Raw genomic sequence first — 14,846 nt, forward strand, 5'->3', positions numbered from 1 at the left:
TTCATATTAAGCTTTACGAGGGCGTTGTATCGTCTGACGAGACGTGTATCAAGATGGGAGATATTAAATTGAAGAGCATGCTCTTCAATTTAACCCAAAACTTGGGATTTGTGTAGATACCTATGCCTAAAAGGAGAGGGAAATATTAGCCTATTAAACCGCAGTACGCTCTTCAATACCATTATCAGTTGCTACAACCGCAATATCTGCTTTGTTCAAAGCAAAGATTCCGTTACACACTACACCCGGAATGTCATTCAAAGTCTTTTCAAGCTCTAAAGCATTTAGGATATTTAAGTTGTGTACGTCTAAAATTACATTACCGTTATCTGTAACTACGCCTTCACGGTACACAGGGTCACCGCCTAAAGAAACGATTTTACGTGCCACAGCAGAACGTGCCATTGGAATCACTTCTACAGGAAGCGGAAATTCACGTGCCAATTGATCAACCCATTTAGAATCATCAACGATACATACGAATTTTTTCGCAATAGATGCCACGATTTTTTCACGAGTCAACGCAGCACCGCCGCCTTTAATCATGTGCATATGACGGTCGATTTCATCCGCGCCATCCACATAGGCATCTAAACCGCCAACGTGGTTCATATCAACCACTTCAATGCCTAATTTTTTCAAACGCTGTGCAGTTGCTTCAGAACTCGCAACAGCGGCTTCGAGTTGAAGCTCTGGCAATAATTCGATGAGGAAGTTCACAGTACTTCCTGTACCAACACCCAAAATACCGCCCTTTGGCAAATGCTTTAACGCAGCTTTTGCGGCAGCTTGTTTCTTTTCATCTTGGGTAGCATACAGACTCATAACTTGGCTCAACTATTTTTTGACATTTGTTGCTGATTTTACAGCCCAAATGTACGGGTGTTTGTTACAATGAATGCCTATTTTAAACTGTTAGATGGAAAATTAACATGCTGTCTCGTTTGGTTCGACAAATATTACAGGCAACGGTCTATGACGTTGCAATCGAAACCCCACTCGAAGCAGCGCCACGAATTAGTGAAAAACTAAACAATAACATTCGCTTTAAACGCGAAGATTTACAACCTGTCTTTTCTTTCAAACTACGCGGTGCCTACAACCGTATTAGTCAATTACCGAAATCTCAGTTGGAACGTGGCGTTATTACTGCTTCTGCAGGTAACCATGCTCAAGGCGTGGCATTATCTGGTAAAAAGTTAGGTATCCGCGCCATTATTGTTATGCCTAAAACCACACCAGACATTAAAGTACAAGCGGTTAAACGCTTAGGCGGTGAAGTGGTTCTGCATGGCGATTCTTTTGACGTAGCCAATAAATACGCAATCCAATGTGCAAAAGATGAAGGTATGACCTTTATTCCACCTTATGACGACGAACTCGTTATGGCCGGTCAAGGCACCATTGCCAACGAAATTTTGCGTCAATGGCGTGATGTTGACTACGTATTTGTTGCTGTTGGCGGTGGCGGTCTCATTGCCGGTGTAGCTGCTTATCTTGGTGATGTGGCACCGCATGTTAAAGTCATTCCTGTTGAATATGACGAATCAGCATGTTTAAAAGCAGCCTTTGAAGCTAATGAACGTGTCATTCTTCCATCTGTAGGTTTATTTGCCGACGGTACAGCAGTTGCACAAATTGGTGAAAAACCATTTGAAGTGATTCAGCTACAAAAATCAGATAACTCAGGCCCAATTGTTGAGCGTGAAGTTGTACTGGTAAATACAGATGAAATCTGTGCAGCCATTAAGGATACCTTTGATGAATGCCGTAGCATTGTTGAACCATCTGGTGCAATGGCGCTTGCAGGCATCAAGAAGTATGTAGCTGAGCATGGTTTAGAAGGCAAAAATATGGTGTCGATTGTATGCGGCGCCAATATGAACTTTGACCGTCTGCGCTACATTGCAGAACGTACTGAACTAGGTGAACGTAAAGAAGCGATCTTTGCTGTGACTATTCCAGAAGAAAAAGGTTCATTCCTCCAATTCTGTCGCGCATTGCAAGGTCGTAATATCACTGAATTTAACTACCGTGCAAGCAACTCAAGTGCCGCTCAAGTCTTTGTGGGTATTAGTCTCAAAAATGGTGAGAAAGAACGTCAGGAAATTTTTGAAACCTTAAAATTCCAATACGATGTAGACGATCTTTCCGATGATGAAGTGGCTAAACTGCATATCCGTTATTTGATTGGCGGTCATGCCGATATCGAGAATGAACGCCTATTCCGCGTGGAATTCCCCGAACGTCCAGGCGCATTACTGACTTTCTTAGAACGTCTAGGCCCAACGCATAACATCACCCTATTCCACTACCGTAACCACGGTGCTGCTGAAGGTCGTGTATTGGTGGGTATGGAAGCAACGGATGCGAAACAAAACCCAGATGGTTTAATTGAAACATTGGAAAATATTACCTATCCATATGTTGAGATTACCAATAACCTCGGTTATCAACGTTTCTTGAAATAAGTAAAATTTCTATATGAAAGCTGGGATCTAGGTTCCAGCTTTTTTATTTGCATCAACTATTTCCTGAATCAAAATAAATAAATTCATCAAATTAATTCATCAACGCCGTCATTGTTGTTAATTTAACCATACCCTATAATCCATTGAAAATAAAACAAAATGGATATTTAAAATTGAATTTTTATGCCTTATTTATGATCGTCATTGTGGGTTTAGGTGGATATTTTTATGTATATCCGGCTTATCAACTTAAGCAAGAGGAAGATAAGATTCGTCAAAGTATGAAACAAATTCCAAATCAGTCACGTACGCAAAATCTAGAAAATATTTACGGCTATACCGCGCAGGCTGAAATGTTGAATCAATATCCAAATTACATTGTATATATTCGCTTTGATGAGCTAAGTGATCAAACCGCTCCCGAATCTGTTCAAGCCATTATCCGTGAATTTTCATGCGATGGCTTAAACCGTTTAAAGAACAATTCCGAGCTTGTTCGTAAAGCCACTCTTAATGTCATTAAAGAAGATCAACATCAATTTCAATATATTCTAAAAAACAACTTAGGCTATGAAATTTTTAAATACCAACAAGTTATGGAAAATTGCCCCAATATTGCTGAACTTTATGCCTATCAAAATACTGAAGAAATTAAAAATTAGAGCTTTTCGGTTTAGATGGATTATGTAAATTTTCATAGCCGCTCTAGGCTGAACAAGCTAACATCAACATATTCAATAACTTTAGAATAATTTAGGAATACGGCATGGCTCAATTCGCTGTGATTGGCTTAGGAAGTTTTGGCGCAACTGTAGCCACTGAACTCATGGGTTTAAAACACGATGTCATTGGAATCGATAGCAACAAAAAGTTTGTTGAAAGTATTTCAGACCAACTGACCCATGCAGTGATTGCTGACGCAACAGATGAGCACGTTTTACAAGAACTCAATATTCAAAATTGTGAAGCCGTCGTTGTCGCGATTGGTGAAGATATTGAAGCCAGCATCTTATGTGTGCTCCATCTTAAAAACATGGGGATCAACAAAATTTGGGCCAAAGCCAAGTCCAAAGCGCATCACATGATTTTAACCCATTTAGGCATCAGCAAAATCATCCATCCTGAAGAAGATATGGGTGTCCGCGTTGCCCAGTCATTGAGTTATCCAATGGTGAGCCGCTACATGGTGCTCGAAGATGATCATTATTTGGTGAAAGTTGAAATTAAAGAATCACAACAAGGCACGCGTTTAAATCAAATAATGGATCATGTCCCTGAAGTGAAAACAATTTTGCATAAACGTGGCACCGAGCTTCAATATAGTTTAGATCCAAACCTGATTTTACAAACAGGTGATATTTTAGTGGTTGAAGGTTTACTCGAACATTTACGTCGACTGGCTAAATATTTCAAAGCAACTTTGTAATCAGCGTCGTGCTCCTTTTGCACATAATCACGCAAAATGACAGTAGAAAAACATGAAACTGCACAATAAACAGCGTAATACCATTAATCTTAGCCCACCCAGTATTTTGGCATTGGGTTTTCTTGGGCTTATTATCATTGGCACCTTGCTGTTAAAACTCCCTTATTCACATCATGGCGATTTAAGTTGGATCAATGCCCTCTTTACAGCGACCTCTGCCGTGACTATTACAGGACTTTCGGTTGTGAATGTCGGCGAAGCCTATACGGTGTTTGGTAAAGTCGTGATTATGGGTTTACTACAATGCGGCGGTCTCGGCTTTATGACCTTTGCGATATTGGCCGCTATGAGTTTGTCCCCCAAAATTGGGCTAAAACAACAAATTATGGCTCAAGAAACCATTGGACAGACTAGCCTTGCCAAAGTAACCATGACCATCAAAGGCGTACTGCTGTATTCGCTATTTTTTGAAATGGTGGGTACGGTAATTTTGACCATCGCTTGGATGCAAGAATACAATTTTAACCAGGCCCTGTTTTATGCTGCCTTTTATAGTGTTTCAGCATTTAATAATGGTGGATTTTCATTATTTCCCAATAGTTTAATGAGCTTTGCTGACCGTTATTTCATTACGTTTACCATCAGTATGCTTTACATCATTGGTGGTATCGGCTTTTTGGTACTAATGGACATTAAGCGCAATAAAAGTTGGAAAAAACTCAGTACCAATAGCAAGCTGATTTTATCGACCATTGCAGGCTTAAATGTCTTTGCCTTCATCACCATTTGGTTATTAGAAGCCAATAATGCTGCGACCTTAGCCACGATGTCACTTGGTGACCAAGCCCTCAACGCGTGGTTCCATGCAACAGTTCCGCGTTCTTCAGGTTTTAACAGCTTGCCCATGGAAAGCATGAGCGATGCATCATCACTCGTCACAATGTTACTAATGTTTATTGGTGGTGGCTCGCTCAGTACAGCCGGTGGCATTAAAGTCGGGACGTTTATTATTGTTGTGCTCAGTGTTGTCAGTTTTTTAAGACGTGAAGATGAACTGCGTGTGTTTAACCACTCTGTTTCAGAAAAAACTACCTTTAAAGCATTAGCGGTGATTTTCATTACAGTAACGTTGATATTCATTGGTTTTTTCAGTCTATTGCTACTCGAGCCTGACAAACGCTTTTTAGACTTACTCTTTGAAGCAGTATCCGCTGCCTGTACCGTTGGCCTATCTCGTGGCATCACCAGTGACTTACAACCCGCCAGTTTAGTCGCCCTGATGTTATTAATGTTCGCAGGCCGTCTTGGCCCCTTAACACTGGCTTATCTGATTGCTACACCGAAGAAGAGTCGCTTAAAACACCCACCTTCTGAGATCCAAATCGGTTGATTTGTACATTTTGTCTCCGCCATAAAAAAAACCACGCCATAGCATGGTTTTTTTATTTAATGATGTTACATAGTAACATCAGTAGCGTAATTTGATTCAAATGAAAGAACGATACGCGGTAAGGTCATCCGCAAGTGTTTGAGACAGAATGACTTCTAATCAAAAATGTTTTTGCGATACTTTAAGTAAATAGACGCTAGAGAGCGAGTTTTGCGGATGACAATGGTTTTGGGTACTTTTGCCTAAACAAAAGTACCTCCAGCCGAAGGCTAATCCCTTTATTCAATCCCTAGATATAAGACTCCGTCGATTAGACTTAAAAGCATCTTAAAAATGCGAAATTACTTTTACGTCCGTAAATTAATTATTGAGCAATCATTAAAACCAATTCATTAATGACACACCGACACCGACATAGGTTGCCCGATGGTTATAGTCAATCAGGCTTTCACCATAGCCATCAAACAATTGAACTGTGCCGCGTAATTTACCATTGATTGGGAAAGTCCAATCGAACTGCACCGCACCATGTGAATCATCACCACCTTTCAATGAATGACGTAACATCAAACTAAAGTCATGATCTTTATGACGATAAAACGCTGTTAAATCCCCACGTCCCACATAATCGGTAATGTCAGGGTTGTTATCATCTTTGGTATCTTCTTCGAAACGATACCAAGGACGTAACATCAGTGCAAAATTGTCACGTTCAAATCCAAGATTTAACATGACACGATTCCAACTCCGCGATAAAGGATCAGAACGCCCATTAGACTGATGGTTAAAAGTTAAGCCCAGCATACGCCAGTTCAAACCCAAGAGTTCATAGTTGGTACGAAAAACCAGACTGGCTTCAGGCTCATAGTTGGTTTCACGGAATGGTCGTGATTCGTCTTCATTGTAGACTTGCCAACGAGAAGACTGGGTATAGCCCAACCAGATATCACCATTATCACCAAATAAGTTTTCAACAGCTTTGGTTTTTAATGACAATTGGAATTTGGCTTCCATCGATTTCAGGTTTTGTTCCTGATCGGCTTGTACCGTGTTGTTTTGATTCGGGCTTGATGGACGTTCATTTTTATCCGAAGTCCAATATCCCGGCATTAAATACACAGGTTGATAGCCACGAATATTCCACGTCCCCAATTTACTTTCTGGAGAAAGCTCCCAACGACTATCCAATAGTGAAAGATTTGGATTGAGGTTCGGTGCTTCTACAGCAAATAAACGGTCCGTAAACGCATGACTGACTTTTTCTTTGAAAGTTAGTTTCTCTGTCGGTTCAGGCTTAATTTCTTGTGCGGCTTGACGCTCAGAGACCAACATTTCTTTTTCAGCAGGTTGCACTTTAAACAAAGCGTCATAACACGATAATCGCTCTGCATTTGACTCAAGTGCCACACATGCTTCTGCGGTAGCTGGCTTAGCAGCCACTTCCGCATTTTGTGCATTTACAGTACTGACATACATTGAACTGAGCGCAATGAGGCTCAGTTGCAATGTCGTACGCTCAAGAGATTTGAACGCCATAAAAACCCCTTTTTTGTTTTAATTCACTTGTTTTATTTCGAAACCAAGCTCAACCAAAGCATCTCGCTTCGCCACGGGCGCAACCACAGCTTTTGTCGGTTGTTGTTCAACCAAGTACGCCACAGCAACACGTTTCAGATCTTCCAACGTCACATTCAACAGACGTTCACGTAACATTTGACGGAAAGCTGGCGTGCGTTTATGCAATAAAGCATAACAAGCTGTAATGGCTTCACCCGCTGGTGAACCCGGTTTATCCATGCTGGCAATCAGACCTAAAATCGCTTCTTCAAGCTGATGCGGTTGTTGTTCAGCATTCAGTAGCCATTGTACACTTGCGTCAAAATCTTTAAACGTTTCAGCTAAACGTGGGTCACGGTAGCTATAGAAACGGAATGAACATGCATTACCGTCATAGCTTGCACCACCACCATAAGCACCACCTTTTTCACGAATCGCACTATGCAAGAAGCCATTCCGTAAATAAGCCGCCAAAATCATTAACGGTGCTGCATCTGGATGTGACACTTCCACCGCAGGATATGCTGAAGCACAGAACTGAACATTGGCTTGAATGAGCCAAGCCTCGTCATTGTTGCTATCTGCAAAATTCACTTGGGTTATAGCATTCGGGTTATCATCAATCGCCACTTTATCCCAAATGGTTTGAACTTCCTCAACCAATCGGTCTGAATGATGTTCTTCACACACCACCAAGAATTGTTTTGGTGCTTTAAGCAAACGGTTATGAATTAACTTAAGCTCATCAATCAAGGCATTATAAGCCGTGTCGTCTTGCTCAATTTTGCTGACAAGTTCTGACAACCAGTTCAGCGCGCTTAGCCCTGTATTATGATAATCACGTAACGCCAATGCACTATGTTGACGACCTGCAATTTGCATTGCATAGCTATGACCAGAGCCAGAAACACGTGACTGCCAACGTGCTTTACGTTGTTGCAATAACTCTACGATACGATTTTTTTCATCAAAACGTAGCTGTTCAAAAGCCAATTTCAATAAGCGAATAGCTTCAAGATTATTCACCAATGATTTAGTGGTCAACGTTAGCCAAGCACTAATTTGACCTTTATCGTCCACTTTTGAACGCAGCGATGCACCCATACCTAAACCGCCACTCACAGCTGTTTGCAACTGTTGTAGCTCTAAGTAATCGTATTCACCTGCACCAACTTCACCCATCAAAATCGACAAGAGGTTGAAATACGGCGATTGCACCACTTCATCAGGAATCTGAATCAAAACTTGTTGGTAGTAGAGACCATTGGTGCCTGCGTGGTAAAGATTTAACGGCGTATCTAATCCATTACTGATAATTTCACGTAATTGACCTTGTACAATCTGTAACTGCGCAGGAACATCTTCTAAACCTACTTTAGGCAAGAGATTCAAATCATCCGGCGTATCTTGACGAATGTTCAATGCTTCAGTCTGCGCAATAATCTCTGCTTTTTGCGCTTCAGTTAAGTTCGCATCTATTTCTTTTAAACGTGCTTTTTCTGCTGCCGCTTCCAAAGCATTTTTTTCAGCATCTGGAACCAAAGTTAATTGCACACGATGTTGATTATCAAGCAAGTAAGTTTTGATTAAGTTGGATAACCACATTGGGTCTTTCAACTCTTCCTTCACTTGTTCAATGGCCGTATCCACATCCCAGACATCCACAGGGTCTGAATGGTGAATCGCACTGCTTAAACCATTCAGAATTAAGCTTAGGCCATATGGTGTACCATCACCATTGATTTCACGCTGATGCAATTCAATCTGGTGCAAAATCGCCTCAACTAAAGCTGGATCAACAGGCTTAGCCGCAACGTCTTCTAATACTTTAAACACACCATTTTTAAATTGTTCTGCATGCTCAGGGTTTGAACCTTGAATTGCACAGTAGAACGTCATTTCATAGTTTGAGTCATCTATGCCCATGAATGGACCAGTAGACTGTGCATAACCACAGGTTTCTAAGTAATGACGTAATGGCGAAGCAGAATCTTCAAGCAATACCCCCTCAACCAAACGCATACCTAAACGTAATTTGATGTTACTTGCTTCTGGCAATAACCAAGAAAGCACATGATAGGTTTTGTCTTTGAGGTCTTCAGCATCAACTGCATACGTTTCAGTTACCGTTACAGGCGCAGTTAAACGACGTTCAGGTTTTGAATACAGCGTTTGACCTTTTTCAAATTTTGACAAAGCAAGCGTTTCAAACTGTTCTTGTAAGTTATAAGCAGGCTCATTACCAAAGGTCATGAACACCGCATTACTTGGGTGATAATGTGATTTGTAGAAACTTACTAGCTCTTCATAACTTAAGTCAGGAATGTCTTTCGGATCACCGCCTGAGTTGTAATGATATGTCGTTTCTGGGAATAAATGATGGGCAAGTTGGTGATACAACTGATCTGAAGGTGAACTCATTGCACCTTTCATTTCATTAAATACCACGCCTTTATATACCGCTTCGCCATTTTCTAGCTCAATACGAATCCCTTCTTGCGCAAAATCAAGCGGGTTCAAATTCGCAGCAAAAGTAGCATCCATATAAACTTCTAACAAGTTTTGGAAATCTTTTTTGTTTTGCGTTGCAAATGGATATGCTGTCCAATCCGCTGCGGTAAACGCGTTCATAAATGTATTGAGTGAACGACGAATCATTAAAAAGAATGGGTCACGTACAGGGAACTTTTCTGAGCCACAAAGTGCTGTATGCTCAAGAATATGCGCCTCACCTTTTGAATCCATCGGCTGCGTACGGAAGGCAACTAAAAATACGTTTTCGTCATGGTTTGTGGCTAAGTGATAATGCACTGCGCCAGTCACTTTGTGTTTATATTCAGACACTAAAATGTCTAAAGCTTCAACATGATGTTGACGAATCAACTGAAACGCGGGATGTACAGTTTGAGAAATGGTTTCAGTGACATCTACAGTCATGTGTGCTCCTAATCTATTCATTTAAATTAGGCAAAGTATACCTTAAAAAATCACAACTAGATTCACCGAAACGACCTTTCCAACTGTTTTAATCAACTTGAACTTTAATTTTAAAAATCACTTGTTTTCGCACTAAAACATTTAGACTGGTTTTATGGATTGCCTATCATTTCGTGTTGACCAATAGACACAAATCACAATCGCCAACAACAATACAAAAGAAGCCATAAAGCGACTTAGATCCAATCCACCTGAACTGATTGGCTTGTCTAAAAAATCACCGACAACAGCGCCCAATGGACGTGTCAAAACAAAAGTAGCCCAAAATATAAACGTCTTTGAGACCCGACTAAAAAAGTACAACAACGCCATCAATAGAATTAAACCACCAAATAGCCAAATGCCACCGCTATAGCCTAATCCTGCACTATCGGAAGTCCAGTCCCCCAAAGCCGTACCTAATGTTTGAGAAAATGTAATCGTCAACCAATAAAAGATCTGTGTTCGCGGCAAATTCTCTACACTCGGATTAATTGCCCCTTCGACCTGATACCAGCTGAAAAGCGATATGAGCACCAAACTCAGAAATAGCAAACTACCACCCAAGTAGCCAATCCCTAAAGAACGATCTACAGAATCCGCTAAGGTCGTACCGACCGTGATACTGGCAATAATCGTGGCCCAATATAAATAAGATTTATATGCTTTTGACTGTATTTGAAAATATAGCAGACTTATAAATATGCCTGCGAAAATAAAGGTACTGAGTAAATAGCCCAAATTTAAGGACATGGACAATGCATCAACACTGGTTTCACCAAAGATGGTCGCAAAAATTTTGGTCAACCAAAACAGTGCGGTAATCTCAGGGACTTTTTAACGTAGTCTTGTAGCTCATACACTTGCATATGCATCACTCTATGCAGTTATTTTGATGCTTATATCTTCGATAACTAAAATGAATTTTTGCTTAAAACTTTGCTTAAAATAAAGCACTCTTTTTTTGAATTACTAAATGAAAAAAAAGCACCCGATATCGGATGCTTCATTTACAGTATTTAGAGTCTATTTTTGGATTTAAAACTAAACTAGATATTTGAAATAATTATAATTTGGATGACTTTCAACATAGACATAATTCTGCTTTTGATAGAATTTTGCAGCATTTTTAAGTTCTGTATTTAAGCACAGTGCAGAAAAATGCTTTTTCGCACCCTTTTCCAATTCCACCAATAGCTGCTTACCCACGCCATGCTGACGGTACTGCGGATGCACATAGAAACGGCGAACTCGTCCAATCCGTTCTTCTACACCAGTATCACCCCATTGCTGATTTAAACCGCCACAAGCAATTAATTTATCGCCATCATAAGCAAGCAATAATTGCTCACCCGTTTGGTCAAAACGATTTTTACCACTTTGATATTCTTCAATTAAACGGTGTATAAATGTATAGCCTTCATGCTGCGCCAAAGCAGCAATATTTTCGATTTGAGCAGGAAGTTGCTCTGCTGGACGAATCGTAATTTCCATATATTCACACTTTTAATCTGTTATCTATTTATGATGACCAAATCATCTTGATTCAGTCTGAACACCCTATAGCTCTATAAAAGTAAAATTTTTCGATTTGCACAATAGCAAAGCTGATTAAAACGGCAACTAATTCAAAAAAAATGTAAAAATATAATGGATTTGCCCGATTTTTATACACACTTGTCCTTTAATTGAATTTTTTTCAACAAACTACAGCAATCCTGAGCATTCGTGTAAACTTAGCACTTTCATTTTTTTGATGTGAACATACAACATGGCAACTGTTGACCTTTTTGCAATTGGTAATGCACTTATTGACCAAGAATTTAAAGTCTCTGACGAATTCCTAATTCAACACAATCTGCAAAAAGGTACGATGCAACTGACAGATGGCGATACTCAAGCAGCCCTTTATAACAATCTAAAAGCCACTCAAGAATATAAAGGTCAAGCTTCTGGTGGTTCTGCAGCAAATACAACGGTTGCTTTTAGTGCTTTAGGCGGAACTGCATTTTATGGTTGTCGTGTCGGCAATGATGACTTAGGTCAAATTTACCTAAATGGTTTAAACGACGCTGGCATCCAAACTGCAACTCAATCAATCAGTGAAGGTGTAACTGGCACATGTATGGTATTGGTCAGCCCTGATTCTGAACGTACGATGCATACTTACCTCGGTATTACTGCGGAATTGACTGATAGCCAAATTGATTTTGGCAGCTTAAATACTGCGAAATGGTTATATATCGAAGGTTATCTTTCAACATCAGACAGCGCACGCCTTGCGGTAAAACAAGCACGCCAAATCGCCAAAGCCAATGGTGTACAAATTGCATTGACCTTATCTGATCCAGCAATGGTGCAATATGCACGTCAAGGTCTAGATGAATTACTCGATGATGGCGTGGACTTATTGTTCTGTAATGAACAAGAAGCACTGATGTATACAGAAACAGATCATTTAGATGCTGCACTTACGAAATTGCAATCACTAAGCAAACACATTGTCATTACATTAAGTGCCAAAGGTGCCTTAATTCATAATGAAGCCGCAACATTTACCGTGCCAGGTCGTAAAGTTACCGCAGTAGATACCAATGGTGCTGGTGATGCTTTTGCTGGTGCTTTCCTATATGCACTTAATGCAGGTCATGACTATCAAACGGCTGCTGAACTTGCCATCTTGATCTCAAGTGAAGTTGTGGCTCAGTTTGGTCCACGCCTAGCAGTTGAAGACTATGCTCAGCTTTTACAATCATTTCAGAAGGAATGTGCTTAATGTTTAAAATTTGCATGACGGATGATGTGCCTGAACGTGAAGCACGATCATTCGAAACGCCTGAAGGTGAAACGATTTTTATCACCCAACGTGATGGCATGTTTTACGCTTATCAAAATAACTGCCCACACTTGCACGTGGAACTTGAGTTTCTTGAAAATCAGTTTCTAGATCGTGACCAAGAGTTTATTGAGTGCTCAACACACGGCGCACTGTTTATGGTCGACTCTGGGGAATGTATTTCTGGCCCATGCCAAGGTCAAGCCCTTGAAAAAGTGAACATTAACGTGCATTCTGACGGTGGAATCTACCTCACAGAAGAATAAACACTGGAATACAACCATGTCCGCATTTTTAACAGACTATAACTTAATACCCTTTCATTTAAGTTTATTGGCCGTACTGTTATTGGGCATGGTTGAAACCATTGGCTATTACATCAATATTAGTCCTAGCCAAGTTTTGAAAAGAATTGCCCCACAGCGCATACAAGAATTGGCATTATTGAATGTCAAATTTTCCAAGACTCTGATTTTGTTCTTTCTACTGATGAATTTTAGCTTTGCAGGCTATGTACTTCAGTTCTGTATTCACGCTAAAGAAGGTCAATTCGTTCCCGCTTATTATCTTATTTTACCTGCGTTGATTATTGCCATATTCTTTACGGTATTTATGATTCATTGTTTGGATCAGGTTGTACCGCCCAAATATAAAAAACAAACCGTTAACCTACTGGGTCGTCTAGCAACCATTTCAAGTGGAAATGCCCGTCCCGGCTTTTCGGCTCAAGCGCGTGTGCGTGATGAGTTTGGTCAACTACATTATGTGCAAGTTGAACCAGAGTTTGGTGAGTTAGAATTTCAGTCAAAAATCATTTTGATTCGTCAAAAAAAATCACACTATATTGGCAAAAAAATCAGTGTGTCGAACCGTTTATTTAATCCATCTTAGCGTCACATTGTTATCATTTTTCAAATCATAAAAAAGCCAGTGTTCACTGGCTTGTATTCAATCAAATACCATCAAACGATATTGTGATTAACGCTTAAGAAAACCTGAAACCAAATTCATCACTTGTTGAATATCAGCATTCGCTTCTTGCTGATTGGTTTGTCCAGCTTGTGGCGTCAATGAGTCAATAATTTGCGGCAATACTGTTGAAATTGCACTGTACACATCTTGTTTCTGAGTTTGAGTTTCTTGTGCAACTTGCTCCACTTCGGCATCATCAAATAAATTTTGTACTTGTTGATTATTCACAGCGGCATTATCGCCAGGGCCTGTAGATACCCAATCATCAACCTGACTGCTCAAGCCCTGTCCACGTAATTTATCCAAAGCACCTTGTAGGCCACCTTGTTTTTGAATCCAAGCCAGCACCAGAGGTAACACTGCTACTAAAATGGTTGAAGCATTGCCACCACTACTACGTTGCTGCGACTGCGCAGCACCGCCCAGTTGGCCCAACACAGAGCCTAGAATTCCAGCCAAACCACCCGCTTGGTTTTGAGCATTGGTTTGTGTATTTTGAGCGCCTGCATTTGCACCCAGTTGCCCCAACACCGAACCTAAAATACCGCCTAAGCCACCTTGTTGATTTTGATTGTTCGCACCACCAAGGGCCTGCTTTGCTAAAATTTCAACAATATTATTTAAATTTGTCATTTTATTTTTCCCAGTAAAACCTAGATAAACTTAGTTACAGCATACGTGGAAAAAGACATTTCCATCATAAATGTTTGTTAATTTTTGCAATTTTTCTCAGGCTAAGTATTTGTTACCAACGGAATTTATCCCAGTTTTCAGGATTTGCCCAAAATTTAGAGTTAAACCAATCTGGGATATGTTTATAAGTCAAAATATTAAACTGCCATAAAGCAAAATCACTTTCATGTGTGGTTTTATCAATGAGCTGAGTAAAGCCTAAAGCACGTAATAATTGTTCATCGTGTAATTTACTCACCACCACGATGCGTTTGGCAAATAGGTCACGCAATTTTACCAACATCTGAGTTTTCTGCTGCTGATCCAAACTCAACATCATTTCAGTATCAAGAATCACAAATCCAAGGTCAAAACGCTGGGTAAAAGGCAGATTTAAAAACTCAGTTACGTTAAAATGTTGCCATTGAATTGGATGAAATTGATTGTATTGCTCAAGATCCTGACCAATACAGATTGCGGTTGAAATGGGCTGCTCTTTTGACAAATCGTCTAGCATAGAAGTGATGACATTTTGTTCAGCCATTG

General features: G+C 40.2%; 14 protein-coding genes. 7 read left to right on the forward strand and 7 right to left on the reverse strand.

The window, feature by feature from the left end; genetic code table 11:
* Window positions 1–153 precede the first annotated feature (153 nt).
* Complete coding sequence (rpiA, locus tag FTT94_RS11830; protein ID WP_078188646.1) at window positions 154–825, reverse strand: ribose-5-phosphate isomerase RpiA; 672 nt, start codon at window positions 823–825, stop codon at window positions 154–156.
* Between the two features lie 107 nt (window positions 826–932).
* Here rpiA and ilvA point away from each other — a divergent pair, with 107 nt between their 5' ends.
* From ilvA to FTT94_RS11850, 4 genes are all read left to right on the forward strand, one after another.
* A complete protein-coding gene (ilvA, locus tag FTT94_RS11835; RefSeq protein WP_180023764.1) occupies window positions 933–2,471 on the forward strand; it encodes a threonine ammonia-lyase, biosynthetic in 1,539 nt (512 codons plus the stop codon).
* 194 nt (window positions 2,472–2,665) lie between these two features.
* The gene (locus FTT94_RS11840; RefSeq protein ID WP_180170848.1) at window positions 2,666–3,133 is read left to right on the forward strand and encodes a hypothetical protein; all 468 of its coding nucleotides are present in this window, start codon (window positions 2,666–2,668) and stop codon (window positions 3,131–3,133) included.
* Window positions 3,134–3,237: 104 nt separating this feature from the next.
* Entirely contained in the window at window positions 3,238–3,897 is a 660-nt protein-coding gene (locus FTT94_RS11845; protein ID WP_180170849.1) for a TrkA family potassium uptake protein, read from the forward strand.
* A gap of 52 nt (window positions 3,898–3,949) precedes the next feature.
* On the forward strand, window positions 3,950–5,287 hold the full coding sequence (locus FTT94_RS11850) for a TrkH family potassium uptake protein (protein ID WP_168378596.1): 1,338 nt from the start codon (window positions 3,950–3,952) through the stop codon (window positions 5,285–5,287).
* 378 nt (window positions 5,288–5,665) lie between these two features.
* Here FTT94_RS11850 and FTT94_RS11855 read toward each other — a convergent pair whose 3' ends face one another.
* The 4 genes from FTT94_RS11855 to FTT94_RS11870 all read right to left on the reverse strand — a co-directional run bounded on the left by FTT94_RS11855 (window position 5,666) and on the right by FTT94_RS11870 (window position 11,314).
* A complete protein-coding gene (locus FTT94_RS11855) occupies window positions 5,666–6,823 on the reverse strand; it encodes a phospholipase A (RefSeq protein WP_180170850.1) in 1,158 nt (385 codons plus the stop codon).
* 18 nt (window positions 6,824–6,841) lie between these two features.
* Window positions 6,842–9,781, reverse strand: coding sequence for an insulinase family protein (locus FTT94_RS11860; RefSeq protein WP_180170851.1), 2,940 nt, complete (start codon window positions 9,779–9,781; stop codon window positions 6,842–6,844).
* A gap of 141 nt (window positions 9,782–9,922) precedes the next feature.
* On the reverse strand, window positions 9,923–10,627 hold the full coding sequence (locus FTT94_RS11865; RefSeq protein ID WP_257220750.1) for a hypothetical protein: 705 nt from the start codon (window positions 10,625–10,627) through the stop codon (window positions 9,923–9,925).
* 237 nt (window positions 10,628–10,864) lie between these two features.
* Window positions 10,865–11,314, reverse strand: a complete 450-nt coding sequence (locus FTT94_RS11870) for a GNAT family N-acetyltransferase (protein WP_078188654.1) — start codon at window positions 11,312–11,314, stop codon at window positions 10,865–10,867.
* A gap of 277 nt (window positions 11,315–11,591) precedes the next feature.
* On the opposite strand from FTT94_RS11870, the gene FTT94_RS11875 reads away from it, so the two are divergent.
* Genes FTT94_RS11875 through FTT94_RS11885 form a run of 3 tightly spaced genes read left to right on the forward strand, consistent with a single transcriptional unit; the run spans window position 11,592 to window position 13,547 of the window.
* Window positions 11,592–12,596 (forward strand): adenosine kinase, encoded by a 1,005-nt coding sequence (locus tag FTT94_RS11875; RefSeq protein WP_180004657.1) that lies wholly within the window; start codon window positions 11,592–11,594, stop codon window positions 12,594–12,596.
* A complete protein-coding gene (locus FTT94_RS11880) occupies window positions 12,596–12,922 on the forward strand; it encodes a Rieske (2Fe-2S) protein (RefSeq protein ID WP_180004656.1) in 327 nt (108 codons plus the stop codon). The genes FTT94_RS11875 and FTT94_RS11880 overlap by 1 nt, the downstream gene beginning before the upstream one ends.
* A 16-nt stretch (window positions 12,923–12,938) precedes the next feature.
* On the forward strand, window positions 12,939–13,547 hold the full coding sequence (locus FTT94_RS11885; protein ID WP_168378601.1) for an OB-fold-containig protein: 609 nt from the start codon (window positions 12,939–12,941) through the stop codon (window positions 13,545–13,547).
* Between the two features lie 87 nt (window positions 13,548–13,634).
* Here the strand turns inward: FTT94_RS11885 and FTT94_RS11890 are convergent, their stop codons facing one another.
* Both FTT94_RS11890 and FTT94_RS11895 read right to left on the reverse strand, forming a co-directional pair.
* Entirely contained in the window at window positions 13,635–14,261 is a 627-nt protein-coding gene (locus FTT94_RS11890; RefSeq protein WP_180010117.1) for a YidB family protein, read from the reverse strand.
* 112 nt (window positions 14,262–14,373) lie between these two features.
* A complete protein-coding gene (locus FTT94_RS11895; protein ID WP_168378602.1) occupies window positions 14,374–14,844 on the reverse strand; it encodes a DUF6231 family protein in 471 nt (156 codons plus the stop codon).
* Window positions 14,845–14,846 lie beyond the last annotated feature (2 nt).

Source organism: Acinetobacter sp. YH12027, from assembly GCF_013420085.1.
In the GTDB taxonomy this organism is placed as follows: domain Bacteria; phylum Pseudomonadota; class Gammaproteobacteria; order Pseudomonadales; family Moraxellaceae; genus Acinetobacter; species Acinetobacter amyesii.